Source organism: Variovorax raffinosi, from assembly GCF_051216615.1.
In the GTDB taxonomy this organism is placed as follows: domain Bacteria; phylum Pseudomonadota; class Gammaproteobacteria; order Burkholderiales; family Burkholderiaceae_C; genus Variovorax.
This window is the reverse complement of record NZ_JBPJZR010000006.1, coordinates 80,982-99,708: the sequence shown is the minus strand read 5'-3', so window position 1 is coordinate 99,708 and position 18,727 is coordinate 80,982. Positions and strand designations below refer to the sequence as shown.

17 protein-coding genes are annotated in these 18,727 nt (G+C 67.3%); all 17 read left to right on the top strand.

Features of this window, described 5'->3' with window-relative positions; genetic code table 11:
- The 17 genes from ACSFB7_RS19105 (at position 1) to ACSFB7_RS19025 (ending at position 18,727) form a co-directional block, all read left to right on the top strand.
- A complete protein-coding gene (locus tag ACSFB7_RS19105; RefSeq protein ID WP_435472876.1) occupies positions 1–1,626 on the top strand; it encodes an AMP-binding protein in 1,626 nt (541 codons plus the stop codon).
- Positions 1,623–2,795: a thiolase family protein gene (locus ACSFB7_RS19100; protein ID WP_435472874.1), complete on the top strand. Its 1,173-nt coding sequence runs from the start codon at positions 1,623–1,625 to the stop codon at positions 2,793–2,795. The genes ACSFB7_RS19105 and ACSFB7_RS19100 overlap by 4 nt, the downstream gene beginning before the upstream one ends.
- Positions 2,792–4,045: an SDR family NAD(P)-dependent oxidoreductase gene (locus ACSFB7_RS19095; RefSeq protein ID WP_435472872.1), complete on the top strand. Its 1,254-nt coding sequence runs from the start codon at positions 2,792–2,794 to the stop codon at positions 4,043–4,045. The genes ACSFB7_RS19100 and ACSFB7_RS19095 overlap by 4 nt, the downstream gene beginning before the upstream one ends.
- Positions 4,046–4,061: 16 nt before the next feature.
- Positions 4,062–4,874, top strand: coding sequence for a cyclase family protein (locus ACSFB7_RS19090; RefSeq protein WP_435472870.1), 813 nt, complete (start codon positions 4,062–4,064; stop codon positions 4,872–4,874).
- Entirely contained in the window at positions 4,871–5,605 is a 735-nt protein-coding gene (locus tag ACSFB7_RS19085; RefSeq protein WP_435472868.1) for an SDR family NAD(P)-dependent oxidoreductase, read from the top strand. The genes ACSFB7_RS19090 and ACSFB7_RS19085 overlap by 4 nt, the downstream gene beginning before the upstream one ends.
- Before the next feature lie 53 nt (positions 5,606–5,658).
- The gene (locus ACSFB7_RS19080) at positions 5,659–6,825 is read left to right on the top strand and encodes an ABC transporter substrate-binding protein (RefSeq protein WP_435472866.1); all 1,167 of its coding nucleotides are present in this window, start codon (positions 5,659–5,661) and stop codon (positions 6,823–6,825) included.
- 352 nt (positions 6,826–7,177) lie between these two features.
- Positions 7,178–8,323, top strand: coding sequence for an ABC transporter substrate-binding protein (locus ACSFB7_RS19075; RefSeq protein WP_435472864.1), 1,146 nt, complete (start codon positions 7,178–7,180; stop codon positions 8,321–8,323).
- A 32-nt stretch (positions 8,324–8,355) separates the two neighbouring features.
- A complete protein-coding gene (locus tag ACSFB7_RS19070; protein WP_435472862.1) occupies positions 8,356–9,681 on the top strand; it encodes an aromatic ring-hydroxylating dioxygenase subunit alpha in 1,326 nt (441 codons plus the stop codon).
- A complete protein-coding gene (locus ACSFB7_RS19065) occupies positions 9,678–10,142 on the top strand; it encodes an aromatic-ring-hydroxylating dioxygenase subunit beta (protein WP_435472860.1) in 465 nt (154 codons plus the stop codon). Before ACSFB7_RS19070 ends, ACSFB7_RS19065 begins: the two co-directional genes overlap by 4 nt.
- A gap of 40 nt (positions 10,143–10,182) precedes the next feature.
- Positions 10,183–11,346, top strand: coding sequence for an ABC transporter substrate-binding protein (locus ACSFB7_RS19060; protein ID WP_435472858.1), 1,164 nt, complete (start codon positions 10,183–10,185; stop codon positions 11,344–11,346).
- Positions 11,347–11,386: 40 nt separating this feature from the next.
- The gene (locus tag ACSFB7_RS19055; protein ID WP_435472856.1) at positions 11,387–12,442 is read left to right on the top strand and encodes a branched-chain amino acid ABC transporter permease; all 1,056 of its coding nucleotides are present in this window, start codon (positions 11,387–11,389) and stop codon (positions 12,440–12,442) included.
- The gene (locus ACSFB7_RS19050) at positions 12,439–14,226 is read left to right on the top strand and encodes a branched-chain amino acid ABC transporter ATP-binding protein/permease (protein ID WP_435472854.1); all 1,788 of its coding nucleotides are present in this window, start codon (positions 12,439–12,441) and stop codon (positions 14,224–14,226) included. The genes ACSFB7_RS19055 and ACSFB7_RS19050 overlap by 4 nt, the downstream gene beginning before the upstream one ends.
- An 82-nt stretch (positions 14,227–14,308) precedes the next feature.
- Entirely contained in the window at positions 14,309–15,040 is a 732-nt protein-coding gene (locus ACSFB7_RS19045) for an ABC transporter ATP-binding protein (protein ID WP_435472852.1), read from the top strand.
- Positions 15,030–16,619: an ATP-dependent acyl-CoA ligase gene (locus ACSFB7_RS19040; RefSeq protein ID WP_435472850.1), complete on the top strand. Its 1,590-nt coding sequence runs from the start codon at positions 15,030–15,032 to the stop codon at positions 16,617–16,619. The genes ACSFB7_RS19045 and ACSFB7_RS19040 overlap by 11 nt, the downstream gene beginning before the upstream one ends.
- A gap of 4 nt (positions 16,620–16,623) precedes the next feature.
- The gene (locus ACSFB7_RS19035) at positions 16,624–17,370 is read left to right on the top strand and encodes an SDR family NAD(P)-dependent oxidoreductase (RefSeq protein WP_435472848.1); all 747 of its coding nucleotides are present in this window, start codon (positions 16,624–16,626) and stop codon (positions 17,368–17,370) included.
- 53 nt (positions 17,371–17,423) lie between these two features.
- Positions 17,424–18,200, top strand: coding sequence for an SDR family NAD(P)-dependent oxidoreductase (locus ACSFB7_RS19030; protein WP_435472846.1), 777 nt, complete (start codon positions 17,424–17,426; stop codon positions 18,198–18,200).
- The gene (locus ACSFB7_RS19025) at positions 18,197–18,727 is read left to right on the top strand and encodes a MarR family winged helix-turn-helix transcriptional regulator (RefSeq protein WP_435472844.1); all 531 of its coding nucleotides are present in this window, start codon (positions 18,197–18,199) and stop codon (positions 18,725–18,727) included. The genes ACSFB7_RS19030 and ACSFB7_RS19025 overlap by 4 nt, the downstream gene beginning before the upstream one ends.

Below are 18,727 nucleotides of genomic sequence, written 5' to 3'. Positions count from 1 at the left end.
ATGACACACGCCACCGTCCATCAAGTCTTCGCGGCCACTGCGGCGCGCACGCCCGGGGCCGAGTTTTTGTTCACCGAATCGGTGACCGCCGCGGCCTACGGCATTGCAGCCGGTGCGATCCGCTGGGGCGAAGCTGCTGCAGAGGTCGAGCGCCTGCGCGCGGCCTATGCGCAAGCCGGTTACGGGCACGGCCACCGTGTCGGCCTGTTGCTGGAAAACCGGCCCGCCTTTCTCTTTCACTGGTTCGCGCTCAACGCACTGGGCGTGAGCGTGGTGCCGATCAACGCCGAGATGCGCTCGGCCGAACTGGTCTACCTGATCGGCCACAGCGAGATCGGCCTGGCCGTAACGCTGCCCGAGCGCGCCGGCGATCTGCGCTCGGCGGCGGCCCAAGCTGGCGTGGCCTTCGAGACGATGGGGCCCGACGACGCGGTTCCCCGCGCGAAGACGGCGGCACCGCGTGCCGGCGAGCCCATCGGCGTCGATACCGAATGCGGGCTGCTCTACACCTCGGGCACCACCGGCCGGCCCAAGGGCTGCATCCTGAGCAACGCCTACTTCCTGCGCGCCGGCGAGTGGTATGCCGCGCTCGATGGCGTCTGCAGCATCCGCCCCGACGCAGAGCGCGTCATCACGCCGCTGCCGCTCAACCACATGAACGCGATGGCGTTTTCCACCATGGTGGTGCTGGTCGCGGGCGGTTGCCTGGTGCAGCTCGACCGCTTCCACCCAAAGACCTGGCTGGCCAGCGCGAAGGAAAGCGGCGCCACCATCGTTCACTACCTAGGCGTGATGCCGGCGATGCTGCTGTCGGCGCCTGCATCGGCCGCCGACCGCGACCATGCGATCCGCTGGGGCTTCGGCGCCGGCGTGGACCGCAAGAACCACGCGCCCTTCGAAGAGCGCTTTGGCTTCCCGTTGGTCGAGGCCTGGGCGATGACGGAGACCGGTGCCGCCGCCTGCATCATGGCCAACCGCGAGCCGCGCCTTGTGGGCACGAGCTGCTTCGGACGGCAGGAAGATTTCGTCGAGATCCGCCTCGTGGGCGAGGACGGCAGCGACGTCGGCGTCGATGCGCCGGGCGAACTGCTGGTGCGCTCGGCCGGCGACGACCCCAAGCGCTACTTCTTCACCGGGTACCTGAAGGACGAAGAAGCCACCCGCGAAGCCTGGGCCGATGGCTGGTTCCAGACCGGCGACCTCGTGCGCCGTGATGCCGAGGGCAACTTCTTCTTTGTCGATCGCAAGAAGAACGTGATCCGCCGCAGCGGCGAGAACATCTCGGCCGTCGAGGTCGAGAGCGTGCTCAACCAGCACCCGGCCGTAAAGACTTCGGCTGTGGCCGCCACGCCCGACGCGGTGCGCGGCGACGAGGTGCTGGCCTGCATCGTCATGCGCGAAGACGCAGATGCCTCGCAGCGCGCGCAGATCGCCGCCAGCATCGTCGAACACGCGCTGGCGCAGTTGGCCTACTACAAGGCTCCCGGTTACGTGGCCTTTGTCGACGCGTTGCCGCTCACGCCCTCGCAGAAGATCCAGCGCGGGCAGCTGCGCGAGATGGCGCAGACGCTGCCGGGCCAGGGCCATTGCATCGACACGCGCGCGATGAAAAAGAGGCAGGCATGACGAAGCGACGACTCTCCTACGAAGGCGTTGCGGTGGCCGTGCCGGTCACCGTGCCTTACGTGCGCTACTCCACGCGCACCGCGCACTGGTTCATCGGCCAGGCCATCGAGGCGCTGGTCGAGGCCAGCGGCGTGGCCAAGGAACAGATCGACGGCCTGTGCCTCAGCAGCTTCTCGCTCGCGCCCGACACGGCCGTGGGCGTCACGCAGCACCTGGGCCTGTCGCCGCGCTGGCTCGACCATGTGCCTACCGGCGGTGCCTCGGGCGTGATGTGCCTGCGCCGCGCCGCGCGGGCCGTGCAGGCGGGCGATGCCGACATCGTGGCCTGCGTGGGAGCGGACACCAACCACGTCGATTCCTTCCGCCAGACGCTCGGCAGCTTCAGCAACTTCGCGCGCGACGCCAGCTACCCCTACGGCTCGGGCGGCCCGAACTCGATCTTCGCGTTCATCACCGCAAACTACATGCGCACCTATGGCACGAAGCGCGAAGACTTCGGCCGCATCTGCGTGGACCAGCGCACCAACGCGCTCGGCAACCCGAACGCGATGTTCAAGAAGGCATTGACGCTCGACGAGTACATGGCCGCGCGGCCCATCTCCGACCCCATTCACCTGTTCGACTGCGTGATGCCCTGCGCCGGTGCCGACGCCTTCCTCGTGATGAGCGAGGAACGTGCGCGCGACCTGGGCCTGGCGCACGTGGTGATCCGCGGCGCCATCGAACGCCACAACGCCTATGCCGAAGACCCGGTGATGGTGCAGGGCGGCTGGCGCAAGGACCGCGACGACCTCTACGCGCAGGCCGGCGTGCAACCCGCTTCGCTCGACTTCGTGCAGACCTACGACGACTACCCGGTGATCGTGATGATGCAGTTCGAGGACCTGGGCTTCTGCGAGAAGGGCGAGGGCTCGGCCTTCGTGCAGTCGCACACCATGACCTTCGATGGCAGCTTTCCGAACAACACGAGCGGCGGGCAACTGTCGGCCGGGCAGGCGGGCGCGGCGGGCGGCTTCCTCGGCATGGTCGAGGCGATCCGCCAACTGACCGATCAGGCCGGAACGCGTTCGGTGCCCGACGCTCAACTCGGCCTTGTCGCCGGCTTCGGCATGGTGACCTACGACCGCTGCCTCTGCACAGGCGCCGTCATCCTCGGGAGACCCGCATGACGATGCCCCTGATGCGCCCCCCGCGCAAGAACCCGGTGCTGCGCACCCGGCAGATGAACCTGCCACCCGGCGCGCGCGGCCGCGTGGCGCTCGGCCTCACGGCCGCCGCTGCCGAAGGCCGCTTCGAGCTGCAGACCTGCGAGGACTGCGGCACCGTGCAGTACCCGCCGCGCGAGGTCTGCCACAAGTGCCTGTCGGCCGCCCTGCGCTGGCGCCAACAAAGCGGCGAGGGCGAGTTGCTCGGCAGCACCACGCTGCACCACAGCAACGACCTGTTCTTTCGCGAGCGGCTGCCCTGGCGGCTGGGCCTTGTGCATCTCGATGCCGGCCCCACGCTCATGGTCCACCTGCACGGCGAGGTCGGCGATGCACCACAGCGAGTGCGCGTGGGCGCCCGGCTCGACCGCGCGGGGCAGGCCGTTCTCATTGGTTTTCCGAATGAAGGGAGTGCCCATATGGCCGACGACAAGATGCTGCGTGAAATGACCAGCGACCCCAAGTTCCGCAAGGCGCTGGTGACCGACGGCAAGACCGAGACCGGCCAGGCCATCGTGCGCGCGCTGGTGAAGGCCGGCGCCGACATCGTCTGGGTCGGCCATGCAGAGCCGTGGAAGAAGATGGGCGACGGGCTTGACGACATCTCGGCGCTGCCACAGGTCACGCTGGTGCCGCTGGACCTGACGAACGGCCGGCAGGTGACGGAGCTTGCGGGCTCCATCGGCGGCAAGGTCGACATTGTGATCAACAACGCCGAGGTGCACCGCACCTTCGGCATCGGCGCACGGCGCGGCACCGACGTGGCCAAGGCCGAGATGGACATCAACTACTTCGGCCTGCTGCGTCTTGCGCAGGAGTTCGGCCCAGCGCTGAAAGGCCGCTCGGCCGATGGCGAGACGGGCGCGACGGCCTGGGTCAACCTGCTGTCGATCTATGCGCTCAGCAACTTCCCGCCGCACGGCACCTTCAGCGCATCGAAGGCTGCGGCGCATTCGCTCGCGCAGTGCCTGCGCGCCGAGATGCGGCCGGCCGGCATCCGCGTGATCAACGTGTTCCCCGGCCCCATCGACGACGAATGGAACCAGCACACGCCGCCGCCCAAGCTGGCGCCCACCGCGCTGGCCAACGCCATCGTGAAGGCGCTGCGCGACGGCGTGGAAGACGTGTACCCCGGCGACGTGGCGCAGGAGTGGCTGGAACGCTGGCGCGACAACCCCAAGGTGCTCGAACGCGAGCTGGCCGCAGGCGGCTGAGACAGGAGCCACACGAATGACCACAACCACCGAACTGATGTCCGCCGCAGAAATTCTCGGCAGCCTCGTGACCGCGATGGCCGGCGGCCGCATCCGCGTGATCGACCTCACGCAGACGCTCACGCCCGAGTTTCCGCAGATCGCGCTGCCGCCCGAGATGGGCCAGTGCTGGCCCTTCCGCATCGAGGAAGTGTCGAAGTACGACGAGCGTGGGCCGGGCTGGTACTGGAACAATTTTTCCTGCGGCGAACACACCGGCACGCACTTCGATGCGCCGATCCACTGGATCTCGGGCCGCGACCTGCCGAACAACTCGGTCGACACGATCCCGGTGCAGCACTTCGTGGCGCCCGCCTGCGTGATCGACTGCTCACCGCAAGTGAAGGACGACCCCGACTACCTGCTGACGCTTGAGGACATCGAGGCCTATGAGGCGGCGCATGGCCGCATTCCGAAGGGCGCGTGGGTGCTGATGCGCACCGACTGGTCCAAGCGCACCGACCCCGAGGCGTACCAGAACTTCGACGAGACCGGCCAGCACACGCCGGGCCCGAGCACGGCGGCCGTGCGCTTTCTGGTCGAGCAACGCGACGTGCTGGGTTTCGGCTCGGAGGCCATCGGCACCGATGCAGGGCAGGGCTACCACCTGCGCCCGCCCTATCCGTGCCACTACTACATGCATGGTGCCGGGCGCTATGGGCTGCAGTGCCTGAGCAACCTCGACCTGCTGCCACCCTCGGGCGCGGTGCTGATCTGCCCGCCGCTCAAGATCGAGAAGGGCAGCGGCAGCCCGCTGCGCGTGCTGGCGTTGGTGGGGGCGCCGGCATGAGCAACGTCGCATCCGAAGTCGCGGCTGTCACCGGTGGCAGCGCCGGCATCGGCAAGGCCATCTGCGAAGACCTGCTCGCGCAGGGCTACGAAGTCGTGTCGCTGGCACGCCGCAAGGCCGAGATCGACCATCCAAAGCTGCACAGCATCGAGGTTGACCTGAGCGACCGCGCCGCCACGGGCGAGGCCGTGCGCGAACTGGTCGCGCGCTTCGCACCCACCACCGTGATCCACAACGCCGGTGTCATCCGCGCCGCCTTGCTGCCCGACGTGAAGCTCGACGACCTCGATGCGCTGGTCGACCTGCACCTGGGCTGTGCGATCCAGCTCGTGCAGGGCGCATTGCCCGCCATGCGCGCACAGCGCTTCGGCCGCGTGGTGCTGCTGTCTTCGCGCGCCGCGCTGGGCCTGGCCACGCGCACCAGCTATTCGGCGACCAAGGCCGGCATGCTGGGCATGGCCCGCACCTGGGCGCTCGAACTCGCGGGCGACGGCATCACGGTGAACGTGGTCGCGCCCGGCCCGATTCGCACCGACATGTTCTACGACGTGGTCGAGGCCGGCAGCGAGAAGGAACGCGCGCTCGCGGCCTCGGTGCCCGTCAAGCGCCTGGGCGAATCGGCCGACGTGGCACGCGCCGTGCGTTTCTTTGCCGCGCCCGAAAACAGTTTTGTCACCGGCCAGGTGCTGTACGTGTGCGGCGGCACCAGCGTCGGCAGCCTGGCCCTCTGAGTCTTCGGTTTTCCTCACGTTCATTTCAAAACAACCACCTCTGGAGCATCGCCATGAAAGTCCTGAACCGAATTCGCACACTCGCGGCCGTGGCCGTGGGCCTCGGCGCGCTGAGCGCCGCGAGCGCATGGGCCGCCGATCTCAAGGTCGGTTTCATCACCTCGCTGTCGGGGCCGGTGTCGTCGCTCGGCATTCCCTACGACAAGGGCATGAAGGCCGCGTTGGCCTACAAGTCGGAAATCGGCGGCCGCAAGGTCCAGGTGATCCAGCTCGACGATGCCTCCGACCCCTCGACCGCCGCGCGCAACGCACGCAAGCTGATCGAGGAAGACAAGGTCGACGTCATCATCGGCACGGCCGGCGCGCCGGGCTCGCTGGCCATCGCTGGCGTGGCACGCGAGACCAAGACGCCGCTCATCTCCATCGCCAATGCCGACCTGGCGGGCGAAGAGGGTGCATGGATGGTGACGCTGCCGCAACCCGCGCCCTTGATGATGGGCGCGATGGTCGAGAAGATGAAGCAGGCCGGCGTGAAGACCGTCGCCTACATCGGCTACTCCGACGCGTGGGGCGACCTCGTGTACGACGCGCTCATGAAGTCCGCGTCCACGGCCGGCATCAAGGTGGTGTCGAACGAGCGCTATGCGCGCAGCGATTCGTCGGTGGCCGGGCAGGTGCTGAAGATCGTGGCGTTGCGTCCTGACGCGGTGATCACCGGAGCCTCCGGCACACCGGGCGCCTTGCCTTACCTGGCGCTGACCGAGCGCGGCTACAAGGGAAAGATCTACGGCATGCATTCGCTGATCAACCCGGACTTCATCCGTGTCGGTGGCGCGTCGGTCGAAGGCCTGCTGGCACCCACGGGCCCGGTGGTCGTGGCCGAGCAGTTGCCTGACAGCAACCCGATGAAGAAGATCGCGATGGACTTCCGCGCGGCCTACCAGAAGGCCAACGGCGCGCCGCCCACCGACACCTTCTCGGCCTACACCTTCGATGCCTGGCTGATCTATCTCGATGCGGCGCAGCGTGCGCTGGCCAGCAAGAGCGAGCCGGGAACTCCGCAGTTCCGTCTGGCCCTGCGCGATGCCATCGTGAGCACCAAGGAGCTGGTGGGCACACACAGCGTCTACAACTTCAAGCCGACCGATCGCTACGGTTCGGATGACCGTTCGCGTGTTGTCGTGAAGCTTGAGAAGGGTCAGTGGAAGCTGGTTCCCTGAAATGAACGCTTGCTTCTCTGTTCGTCATGTTGTGCGTTCTGGGCGTTGCTGTTCAGGGCGTCGCTCACGCCGACACGGGGCTCTTTTTCGCGAATGTCCCCCGCTTCGCTCCTCCTTTATTTCGCGAAAAAGAGCCCCGTATCGGCGCGAGCGCTGGACAGAGCGGTGGTTGATCGCGGGATCAATAGCAGCGTGCCCCAGTGCGAATGACACCAGGTGCTCCCCGCAGCGAAATAAAGGAGGAGCGAAGCGGGGGACATTCGCGGAGGGGAGCACCTGGTGTCATTCGCACTCGCCCCGAACAGCAGCACCTCGAACAAAGAGCCTCTGAACACAAGCACGGAAAACTGAGATGAAAAAAAACCTGACCCACATCCTCGGCGCCACAGCACTTGCCCTGACCGCTGCGCAGGCCATGGCGGCAGACTTGAAGATCGGCTTCATCAGCTCGCTGTCAGGCCCCGTCGCAGCACTCGGCATTCCGTACGAAAAGGGCATCCGCGCAGCCATTGCAGAACATCCAGAGATCGCTGGCCGCAAGGTCCAACTGATCGTGCTGGACGACGCCTCCGACCCCACCACCGCCGGACGCAACGCGCGCAAGCTGGTGACAGAGGACAAGGTCGACGTGCTCATCGGTACCTCGGGTGTTCCGGGTGCAATGGCCATCGCCGCGGTCGCGAAGGAACTCAACACGCCGCTGATCTCGCCCACGCCAGTGACCATTGCCGGCCCCGAGGGCGCATGGACAGTCACCGTGTCGCAACCGTTCCCGCTAATGGTCGCGGGCGTGGTCGATCGCATGCAGAAGTCGGGCGTGAAGACGGTGGCCTTCATCGGTTTCTCCGACGCGCTGGGCGACCTGGCCTACGACTCGCTGGTGAAGAGCGCGGCCACGGCCGGCATCAAGGTGGTGGCGAACGAGCGCTATGCGCGCAGCGATTCGTCGGTGGCGGGGCAGGTGCTGAAGATCGTCGCGGCGCGGCCTGATGCGGTGTTTGCCGGCAATTCCGGTACGCCGGGCGCGCTGCCCTACATCGCACTCGCCGAGCGCGGCTACAAGGGAAAGATCTACGGCACGCACGGCCTCATCAACGCCGACTTCGTGCGCGTGGGCGGTGCTTCCATCGAAGGGCTGCAGGTGCCCAGCGGCCCCGTGCTGGTGGCCGACCAGCTGCCCGACAGCAACCCGATCAAGAAGGTGTCGATGGGCTTTCGCGCGGCCTATCAGAAGGTCAATGGCGCGGCGCCGACCGATGCGTTCTCGTCATACACCTACGACGCCTACCTGCTGCTGGCCGACGCGGCCTCGCGCACCAAGGGCGAGCCGGGCACGCCGCAGTACCGCACGGCGCTGCGCGATGCCATCGTGAGCACCAAAGAATTGGTGGGCACGCACGGCATCTACACCTTCAAGCCCGACGACCGCTATGGCTCCGACCAGCGCGGCGTGGTCATCGTGCAGATGACCAAGGGCCAGTGGAAGCTGGTCCCCTGAGCGCCACGGCCTGAGTCACCGAGTCCACCGCCATGACCACCTACCGCAATCGCCCCGATCTCGTCGCGGCGCTGGTGCAGGACGACCGAGTGCACCGCGACCTGTACCTGAGCGATGAGATTTTTTCGCTCGAACAGGCGCATCTGTTCGCGAACACCTGGGTCTTTCTCGGCCATGCGAGCCAGGTGCCCGAGGCCGGCGACTTCGTGACGCAAGAGATCGCCGGGCGGCCGCTGCTGATGGTGCGCCAACCCGGTGGTGACGTGCAGGTGCTCTACAACCGCTGTGCCCACAAGGGCACGCAACTGGTGACGGATGAGAGCGGCAATGCCGGCCGCTTCTTCCGCTGCCCGTACCACGCGTGGACCTACAAGCTCGACGGCGCACCGCTCGCGATTCCGCTGAAGAACGGCTACGAGGGCACGCAACTCAAGGCCTGTGAATCGGGGCAAGGGCTCGCGGCGGTGAAGCACGTGAAGGTGTACCGCGACTTCGTGTTCGTGCGCTTGTCCGAACAGGGGCCCTCGTTCGAGGACTACTTCGGCGAAGTGCTCGGGGCCATCGACAACATGGTCGACCGCTCGCCCGAAAGAAAGCTCAGCGTGGGTGGTGGCGTGCTGCGCAACATCGTCCACTGCAACTGGAAGATGTACCTGGAGAACATCAACGACACGGTGCACCCGATGTCGACGCACGAATCGGCCACGCAGGCCGCCGAGGCGCTGTGGCAGGGCCATGCGCCCACCGACCCCAAGCCGATGGCGATGGAGCAGATATTGCCCTTCGGCTCCGGCTACGAGTTCTTCGACAAGATGGGCGGGCGGGTGTTCGCCAACGGCCACAGCGTGCTGGGGGTGAACTTCAGCATCCACTCCAACTACGCGCAGTTGCCCGAATACGAAGCCGCGATGCGCGCGGCGCACGGCGAGGCGCGTGCGACAGAGATCCTGCAGCGTTCGCCGCAGAACTCGGTTTTCTATCCCAGCCTGTCGGTCAAGGGCTCGCCACAGGCGATTCGCGTGATCCGCCCGCTGGCGGCCAACCGCACGTTGATCGAGGCGTGGAGCTTTCGTGCGGCGGGCGCACCGGCGTTGCTGTTCGAGCGTGCCATGAGCTACAACCGGCTCGTGTTCTCGCCGATGTCGGTGGTCGCGCATGACGACGTGCACTTGTTCGAGAGCATCCAGCAGGGCTTGCGCGCCGACGGCAACGACTGGGTGAGCCTGCACCGCAACTACGACGCCACCGAACTGGCGCAACCGACCCTCACCACCAACGGCACGAACGAGCTGCTCATGCGCAACCAGTTCCGCGCCTGGGCGAAGTCGATGGTGGCGTGCATGGAGGCCGCGCCATGAACGACCCGCGCGATTTCGTCGCCCACGAGGCTGCATTGCTCGACGAGCGGCGCTTCGACGACTGGCTGGCCCTGTTTGCCGAAGACGGCCACTACTGGGTGCCGCTGCTCGGCGCGGCTCAGGCCGATCCGTTCTCGCACAACTCGCTGGCCTACGAAGACCGCCTGCTGCTGCGGTTGCGTGTGGACCGCCTGAAGAATCCACGCGCGCATTCACAACATCCAGCCAGCCACAGCCAGCATGTGCTGCAGCCTTCGCGCATCGAGCGCGAGGCGGGCGACGAAGCCTGGCTGCGCACGCCGTTCCTCTACGTCGAGGCGCGCGGCGAAGACCAGATATTGCTGAGCGGCACCGCCCGCCACCACATCGTGCGAACGCCCTCCGGCTGGTTGATCCGTCAGAAACGCGTCGACCTGCTCAATGCCGTGCGCGCCTTGCCGGCCATCCAGTTGTTCATCTGAGTTTTCCGTTACTTCCATCCATCCTCACTGGAGCTACGACATGAAGAGCCTGATGCAGACCCTGACGCGCGGTGCCCTCGCGGCCGCGCTGACCGCCTGTGGTGTTGCGAGCGCGCTGGCGGCCGACCTGAAGGTCGGGCTGAGCGTGTCGCTGTCGGGGCCGAACTCCTCGCTCGGCGTGCCCTATGCCAAGGGCATGCAGGCCGCGCTGGCCTACAAGCCCGAGATCAACGGCCGCAAGGTGCAGCTCATCGTGCTGGACGACGGCTCCGACCCCACCACGGCCGGACGCAACGCGCGCAAGCTGATCGAGGAAGAGAAGGTCGATCTGCTCATGGGCACCTCGGGCGTGCCTGCCGCGATCGCGATGGCGCAGGTGGGCAAGGAAGCGAAGACGCCGATGATCGGCCTCACGCCCATCCTGCTCGATCCGAACGAAAACCCGTGGGTGATGACGGTCGCGCAGCCCACGCAACTGATGATCGACGCCGTGGTCGAGCGCATGAAGCGCAACAATGTGAAGACGGTGGGCTACATCGGCTTTTCCGACGCCTGGGGCGATCTTGTGTACGACGCGTTGATGAAGGCCGCACCCGCCGCCGGCATCAAGGTGGTGAGCAACGAACGCTATGCGCGCGCCGATGCCTCGGTGACGGGGCAGGTGCTCAAGATCGTGGCGCTGCGGCCCGACGCGGTGATGACCGGCGGCGCCGGAACGCCGGGCGCTCTGCCGTTTCTTGCACTGCAGGAGCGCGGCTTCAAGGGCGGCGTGTACGGTCAGCACGGGCTGATCAACCCCGACTTCGTGCGCGTGGTCGGTGCGGCCGGGCAGAACGCATTGATGCCCACCGGCCCGGTGATCGTGGCCGAGCAGTTGCCCGACAGCTACCCGACCAAGAAGATCGCGATGGACTTCCGCGCCGTGTTCCAGAAGGTCAACAACGCACCCACCAGCGATGCCTTCTCGGCTTACTCCTTCGACGGCTGGCTGGTGTTCGCCGATGCGGCATCGCGCGCGATGAAGAAGGCCGAGCCGGGAACGCCCGAGTTTCGGGTGGCGCTGCGCGATGCGATCTTCAGCACCAAGGAAGTGGTGGGCACGCATGGCGTGTACACCTTCAAGCCCGGCAGCCTGTATGGCGTGGACGAGCGCGCCCGCGTGATCGTCAAGCTCGACAACGGTCAATGGAAGCTCGCACCTTGAACCTCCTCATGCTCACGACGATTTTTGAAGAGGGTTTTCTATGACATGGGACGTGGCGCTGATTCTCGTCACCGATGGCCTGGCCAACGGTGCCGTCTATCTGCTGGCCGGGCTCGGGCTGGTATTGATCTTCTCCGTCACGCGGGTGGTGTTCGTGCCGTTCGGCGACATCGCCGCCTTCACGGCGCTGACGCTCGCGGCCTTCGAAACCGGCCGCGTGCCGCCGACCATCGGCCTCGTCGCGACGCTGGCGGTGCTGGCCATGGCCACGGAAATTGGCAGCCTGCTGCGGCGCGGTGAAGCCGCGCGCATTCCCAAGGCGGTGCTGATGTGGGGCGTGCTGCCGGCATTGCCTTGCGCGTTGGCGTGGATGGTGGCCCGGCCCGGTATTCCGGTGGCGGTGCACATCGCGGTGGCGGTGTTGCTGGTGGTGCCGATAGCGCCGCTGCTCGCGCGGGTGGTGTTCCAGCCGATCGCGGATGCGTCGGTGCTGGTGCTGCTGATCGTGTCGCTGGCGCTGCACTTCCTGCTGTCGGGCCTGGGCCTGTTGTTCTTCGGGCCCGAAGGTTCGCGCACCACGCCGCTCACCGACGCCATGTTCACATTGAGCGACGGCTTCACGGTCAGCGGCCAGGTGGTGCTGATGGTGGGCGCGGCCATCGTGCTGAGCGGGCTGTTCTTCCTGGTGTTCGAGCGCACGGTGGCGGGCAAGGCGCTGCGTGCGACGGCGGTGAACCGGGTGGGCGCGCGGCTGGTCGGCATCCGGCCGGTGCGCACGGCGCTGCTGGCCTACGGCTGCGCTTCGCTGCTCGCGGGGCTCATCGGCGTGCTGATCGCGCCGGTGACCACCATGTACTACGACTCGGGCTTCATCATCGGCCTGAAGGCTTTCGTGGCCGCGATCATCGGCGGGCTGGTGAGCTATCCGATGACGGCCGTGGGCGCGCTCGCGGTCGGCGTGGTGGAAAGCTTCGCCTCGTTCTGGAGCGGCGCGCTGAAGGACGTGATCGTCTTCAGCCTGCTGATACCGGTGCTCATGCTGCGGTCCTTCATGGCGGTCCATGCCGAAGAGGAAGAAGACGAGGTGGACCAATGAACGCGAACCGCAAACGCATGGCGTGGATCGCCGCGGTGGTCGTCGTGCTGGCCTTGGTGCCGGCGCTGGCGGGCAGCTTCACGGTGTCGCTGCTTAATGACATCGGCATCGGCGCACTGGTGGCGTTGGGGCTGGTGCTGCTCACCGGCGTTGGTGGCGCGACCTCGTTCGGGCAGGCGGCCTTCGTGGGCATCGCTGCTTACGCGACGGCCTGGCTGACGACCACGCAGGGCATGTCGCCGTGGATCGGTCTGCTGTTCGCACTGCTGCTCACGGGCCTGTCGGCCCTGGCGATCGGCATGCTCACGCTGCGGCTCGGCGGGCACTTCCTGCCGCTGAGCACCATCGCGTGGGGGCTGTCGATCGCGATGCTGTTCGGCAACGTCGATGCGCTGGGCCGCCACACCGGCCTGTCGAACATTCCGGCGCTGCAGATCGCGGGATGGTCGCTGGCCGATCCGCGTGCGATGTACTACCTGATCTGGGTGGTGGTCGGGCTGGCCTGCCTGTTCAGCCATAACCTGCTGCAGTCGCGGCCGGGGCGTGCCATTCGCGGGCTGCGCGGCGGTGCCACGCTGCTGGCCAGCGTGGGGGCGGACGCCTACCGCGTGCGGCTCTCGCTGTTCGTCACGGCCGCGCTCTTCGCGGGGCTGGCCGGCTGGCTCTATGCGCACATGAACCGCTTCGTGAGCCCGTCGCCCTTCGACGTGCGCGCCAGCATCGAGTACCTGCTGATGGCGGTGGCCGGCGGGCTCGGCCAGTTGGCGGGCGCACTGGTGGGCGCGGCGCTGGTGCTGGTGCTCAAGAACGGTTTGCAAGATGTGCTGCCGATGCTGACGCAACGCGCGGGGCAACTCGAGGCGGTGGCCTTTGCCGCGCTCTTCATCCTGCTGCTGCACTTTGCGCGCGGCGGCGTGATGGGCCTGCTGCGGCGCTGGACGCGCCGTCGTGGCGGCACGCAGGGTGCATCGCGCCACGACGCGCCACCGGTCGAGCCGCTGCCGCATCGCCAGTTGCCCGAGCGCGGCACGCAGGTGCTGTCGGTGAACGGCGCGGTCAAGCGCTTCGGCGGGCTGGTGGCGGTCAACGACGTGAGCTTCGACGTGAAAGCCGGCGAGATCGTCGGGCTGATCGGGCCCAACGGCGCAGGCAAGTCGACCATGTTCAACCTGCTGACCTGCACGCTGCCGATGAGCGCGGGCCAGGTGCGTTTTCTGGCGCACGACATCGCCGGCATGCCGCAGCGGCAGGTGGCGCGGCTGGGCCTGGCGCGCACCTTCCAGCACGTGAAGCTGCGCCCGCACATGAGCCTGCTCGACAACGTGGCGCTGGGCGCGCACTCGCGCACCCGCTCGGGCATCCTGAAGGCGGGGCTGCGGCTCGACCGCACGGAAGAGCGCCAGATCCTGCAGGAGGCGCAACGCCAGCTCGACCGCATCGGCCTGGGCGACCGGGCGCATGAACTGGCGGGCAGCCTGCCGCTGGGCACGCAGCGCATTCTGGAGATTGCGCGCGCACTGGCCGCCGACCCGGTGTTGCTGGTGCTCGACGAACCCGCGGCCGGCCTGCGCCGCAAGGAAAAGATGGCGCTCGGCGACCTGCTGCGCAAGCTGCGCGAGGAGGGTGTGACCATCCTCATCGTGGAACACGACATGGACTTCGTGATGAAACTGGTGGACCGGTTGGTGGTGATGAACTTCGGCTCCAAGCTCGTGGAGGGCGTGCCGTCTGCGGTGCGTGCCGACGAGCGTGTGCAGGCGGCTTACCTGGGGAGCGTTGTATGAGCGCCGCACGGCCGCCCGAAGGCGCGGGCCCCCTTCAGGGGGAAGGCGCAGTACACGAAGTGACAAGCCTGGGGGTGACGAAATGAGCGCGATGCTGGAGATTGGTGACTTGCATGTGTCGTACGGGCAAGTGGAGGCGGTGCGCGGTGTATCGCTCGACTTGCAGCACGGGCAGATCATTTCGGTGATCGGCCCGAACGGCGCGGGCAAGACCACGCTGCTGGCCGCTGCAATGGGCCTCTTGCCATGCAAGGGCACGCTGCGCTTCGAGGGCGAAGACCTGCAGGGGCTGGACGTGGAAGCGCGCGTGGAGCGCGGCCTGTGCCTCGTGCCCGAGAAGCGCGAGCTGTTCGGCGAACTGACCGTGCTCGACAACCTGCAGCTCGGCGCTTATGCCAAGCGGCTGCGCGGCGATGCGATGAAGAAGCGGCTGCAGTCGGTGTACGACCGCTTTCCGCGTCTTGCGGAGCGCCGTGCGCAACGGGCCGACACGCTCTCGGGCGGCGAGCGGCAGATGCTGGCGGTGGGGCGTGCGTTGATGTCTGCGCCGCGCCTGTTGATGCTTGATGAACCCAGCCTCGGGCTCGCGCCGCTGATCGTGCGTGACATCCTCACCATCGTGCGAAAGCTGCGCGAGGACGGCGTGTCGATCTTGCTGGTGGAGCAGAACGCGCGCGCCGCGCTCGAAAGTTCCGACGAAGGCTATGTGCTGGAGACCGGCGAGATCGCGCTGTCGGGCGCGTCGGCCGAACTGGCGAGCGACCCGCGTGTGCAGGCGACTTACCTGGGCGGAGGCACGCACGATGACGAGTGAGGCCCGCGCAATGCCGCCTGCGCAGCGCACGCTGCCTGCGATGCTGCAGCGACAGGCCGAGCGGTTCGGTGGGCGGCCTTTGCTGCGCGTCGCTGGGCGCGAATGGGCGCACGGCGATGCAGCACAGGCGGCGGCTGTCCGGGCCGGTGCACTGGCCAAGGCCGGCGTGGTGCGTGGGGATCGGATTGCCGTGATGTGCGGTAACCGCATCGAGTTTCTCGAAACCTTCCTGGGTGCGGGTTGGATGGGCGCGTCGGTCGTGCCGGTCAACACGGCATCGATGGGGCCGCAGGTCGAATACTTCCTGGCGAACAGCGAAGCGAAGCTGCTGGTGATCGAGGCCGGCTTTCTCGAACGGCTCGCGACGGCGGACCTCGGGCGCACTTCGTTGCGCGAAGTCTGGGTTGTCGGCGAGGCGGGGCCTGTCGCATGGCAGGCGCCTGTCGGCGTGCATGTGGTTCCGTACCCGCAAGGCGCTGAAGCCGTGCCACCGGCACGCGTTCAACCCGGCGATCCGCTTGCGATTCTCTACACATCCGGCACCACGGGGCCGGCCAAGGGCGTGATCTGCCCGCATGCCCAGTACTTCTGGTGGGGCGTGAACAGTGCTGAAGTGCTCGGCGTTGGCCAGGACGACGTGCTGTGCACCACGCTGCCGCTGTTCCACATCAACGCGCTCAACACTTTTGCGCAGGCCGCGCTCACAGGCGCGGAAGTGGTGTTCGAGTCGCGCTTCTCGGCCTCGGGCTTCTGGCCCTCGATGCGGGCGAATGGCGCGACGGTGGTCTACCTGTTGGGTGCGATGGTGCCGATTCTGCTGGCGCAGCCGGAGGGCGAAGGCGAGCGAAATCATCGCGTGCGCATCGGGCTTGGCCCCGGCGTGCCTTCACCGGCAGGGCAAGCGTTCAGGGCGCGTACCGGTGTTGCATTGCTCGAAGGCTATGGCTCGACGGAAACCAACTTCGCGATCGCCACCGCGCCCGACTCGCCACGCGGCGGTGTCATGGGATGGCTGCGGCAGGGCTTCGATGCACGCGTGGCTGACGAGGACGATGCGGCGCAGCTCCCCGGCGAGGCCGGGGAGCTGCTGCTGCGCGCCGATGAGCCGTATGCCTTCGCGAGCGGCTACTTCAACATGCCGGAGAAGACTGTCGAGGCCTGGCGCAATCTCTGGTTCCACACGGGCGACCGCGTGGTGCGCGATGCCGACGGAGCCTTCCGCTTCATCGACCGCATCAAGGACGCGATTCGGCGGCGTGGCGAGAACATCTCTTCGTTCGAGGTCGAGCAGGTGCTGCTGAGTCATCCGGGCGTGGCTTCGTGCGCGGTGTATCCGGTGCGCTCGGAGCTGGCCGAAGACGAGGTGATGGCCGCGCTGGTGGCGCGCGAGGGCGTGCATATCGACCCGGCCGAGCTTGCGCGTTTCTGCGAGAGCCGCCTGCCGTACTTCGCCGTGCCGCGATACATCGACCTGTTGCCTGACCTGCCGCGCACCGAGAACGGCAAGGTGCAGAAGTTCAAGCTGCGCGAGCGCGGCGTCGGCGCGCGGACCTGGGACGGTCGGCCCGCGAGGTCGTAGGCCCATGAGCACCACGCTGCTGCCGCTTTCGGGACGCGTGGCGTTCGTGACGGGTGCGGGGCAGGGGTTGGGTACGGCCATTGCGCGCGGGTTGGTGGAGGCGGGCGCTCGGGTGGCGCTGGCTGACGTCGATCTTGGCAAGGTCGAGTCGGTCGCCGCATCGGTGGGCGGCCTTGCGTTGCCACTCGATGTGCGCGACGAGGTGGCATTCACCGAATGCTTCGACAGAGCCGTCGCGCATTTCGGCGCGGTCGACATCATGGTCAACAACGCCGCGCGCACGCCGACCACGTCGATCTGGGACATCACGCCGCAAGAGTGGGACGAGGTGCTTGCCATCAACCTGCGCGGCAGCTTCTTCGGCTGCCGCATCGCCGGGCGCCACATGCGCGGGCGTGGCACGGGGCGCATCGTCAATCTCACATCGATGGCGGGGCAGCAGGCCAGCATGGCGACCGGTGCGCACTATGCGGCGAGCAAGGCCGGGCTGCTGGCGCTGACACGTTCTTTCGCGCAAGAGCTGGCGCCGCATGGCGTCACGGTGAACGCCCTCGCGCCAGCGGCCATCCTCAGCCCGGCGCTCGATGCGCTGGACCCTGCCCGGCAGCAGGCCCTGAAGGCTGGCATCCCACTGGGCCGCTTCGGCTTGCCCGAGGAGGTGGCGGCGGCCGTGGTCTACCTGGCTTCGCCGGCGGCAGCATTCATGACGGGCGCGACGCTGGACCTCAATGGCGGGCGTTTCATGCGGTGACAACCTGCGGGGACGTACATCGTTAAAATGATTCAGAACTAAAACATTCAGGTATGCAAACAAATTCACTGACTGGCCGCCATGCTCTCGTGACCGGTGCCGCACGCGGCATCGGCGCGGAGATCGCCCGCACCCTGGCCGCCGAGGGCGCTGTTCTGACCCTGCTGGGGCGCGACCGCGACGCGCTGCAGCGCGTGGCCGACTCGCTCGCTGGCAGCGGACATGGCGTGGTCGCCGCCGACGTGGCCAACCCGGAAGCCGTGCAAGCGGCTTTTGCACAGGCGCGTGCCGCACGGGGCTCGATCGGCGTGCTCGTCAACAACGCAGGCGCGGCCGAGAGCGCGCCGTTCCTCAAGACCTCGTTCGAGCTGTGGCAGCGGATGCTGTCGGTCAACCTGACTGGCAGCTTCCTGTGCGCCCAGGCCGCGTTGCCCGACATGCTCGATGCCGGCTGGGGCCGCATCGTCAACATCGCCAGCACGGCGGGGCAGAAGGGCTATGCCTATGTCGCGGCCTACACCGCGGCCAAGCATGGCGTGATCGGGCTCACGCGTTCGCTGGCGCTCGAAGTGGCGCGCAAGGGCATCACGGTGAACGCGGTGTGCCCCGGCTATACCGACACCGACATCCTGCGCAACAGCGTGGCCAACGTCGTCGGCAAGACCGGGCGCAGCGAGGCCGATGCGCTGGCCGAGTTCTCCAGCGTCAATCCGCAAAAGCGCATCGTGCAGCCGTCCGAAGTGGCCGACACCGTGCGCTGGTTGTGTGGCGAGGGTGCCGCATCGGTCACCGGCCAGTCGATCTCTGTTTCAGGGGGGGAAGTGACATGACACGCAACGATGCATCGCATGCGGTGCTGAGCGACGCCGAAGAACTCGGCCACGAGGCCCGCGCGGGCCATGAAGATCACGCGATGCTCAAGCTGTGGCTTCGCATGCTGGCCAGCACCACGCAGATCGAGGCCGAGATCCGCCGCCGTTTGCGCGAGCGCTTCGGCATCTCGCTGGCGCGCTTCGACTACATGGCGCAGCTCTACCGCTACAAGGACGGCCTGAAGATGCGCGTGCTCTCGCGCTACCTGATGGTGACCGGCGGCAACGTCACCGGGCTGACGGACGAACTCGAACGCGAAGGCATGGTCGCGCGCGCGCCCAGCCCTGACGATCGCCGCGCCTGGATCGTGAGCCTCACGCCCACGGGCCGGCGCACCTTCGAGACGATGGCGAGCGAGCACGAGCAGTGGATTCTCGAAATGTTCTCGGGGCTCGACATGAAGACCGTGAAGCAGATGTACGGCCAGTTGGGGCAACTGCGCGTGCATGTGATGCATGGCGAGCCCGCGGGCGAGGAAGGTTGA

Coding starts and splice junctions, on each gene's coding strand:
- ACSFB7_RS19105 (WP_435472876.1), top strand. CDS start 1: ATGACACACGCCACCGTCCATCAAGTCTTCGCGGCCACTGCGGCGCGC.
- ACSFB7_RS19100 (WP_435472874.1), top strand. CDS start 1,623: ATGACGAAGCGACGACTCTCCTACGAAGGCGTTGCGGTGGCCGTGCCG.
- ACSFB7_RS19095 (WP_435472872.1), top strand. CDS start 2,792: ATGACGATGCCCCTGATGCGCCCCCCGCGCAAGAACCCGGTGCTGCGC.
- ACSFB7_RS19090 (WP_435472870.1), top strand. CDS start 4,062: ATGACCACAACCACCGAACTGATGTCCGCCGCAGAAATTCTCGGCAGC.
- ACSFB7_RS19085 (WP_435472868.1), top strand. CDS start 4,871: ATGAGCAACGTCGCATCCGAAGTCGCGGCTGTCACCGGTGGCAGCGCC.
- ACSFB7_RS19080 (WP_435472866.1), top strand. CDS start 5,659: ATGAAAGTCCTGAACCGAATTCGCACACTCGCGGCCGTGGCCGTGGGC.
- ACSFB7_RS19075 (WP_435472864.1), top strand. CDS start 7,178: ATGAAAAAAAACCTGACCCACATCCTCGGCGCCACAGCACTTGCCCTG.
- ACSFB7_RS19070 (WP_435472862.1), top strand. CDS start 8,356: ATGACCACCTACCGCAATCGCCCCGATCTCGTCGCGGCGCTGGTGCAG.
- ACSFB7_RS19065 (WP_435472860.1), top strand. CDS start 9,678: ATGAACGACCCGCGCGATTTCGTCGCCCACGAGGCTGCATTGCTCGAC.
- ACSFB7_RS19060 (WP_435472858.1), top strand. CDS start 10,183: ATGAAGAGCCTGATGCAGACCCTGACGCGCGGTGCCCTCGCGGCCGCG.
- ACSFB7_RS19055 (WP_435472856.1), top strand. CDS start 11,387: ATGACATGGGACGTGGCGCTGATTCTCGTCACCGATGGCCTGGCCAAC.
- ACSFB7_RS19050 (WP_435472854.1), top strand. CDS start 12,439: ATGAACGCGAACCGCAAACGCATGGCGTGGATCGCCGCGGTGGTCGTC.
- ACSFB7_RS19045 (WP_435472852.1), top strand. CDS start 14,309: ATGAGCGCGATGCTGGAGATTGGTGACTTGCATGTGTCGTACGGGCAA.
- ACSFB7_RS19040 (WP_435472850.1), top strand. CDS start 15,030: ATGACGAGTGAGGCCCGCGCAATGCCGCCTGCGCAGCGCACGCTGCCT.
- ACSFB7_RS19035 (WP_435472848.1), top strand. CDS start 16,624: ATGAGCACCACGCTGCTGCCGCTTTCGGGACGCGTGGCGTTCGTGACG.
- ACSFB7_RS19030 (WP_435472846.1), top strand. CDS start 17,424: ATGCAAACAAATTCACTGACTGGCCGCCATGCTCTCGTGACCGGTGCC.
- ACSFB7_RS19025 (WP_435472844.1), top strand. CDS start 18,197: ATGACACGCAACGATGCATCGCATGCGGTGCTGAGCGACGCCGAAGAA.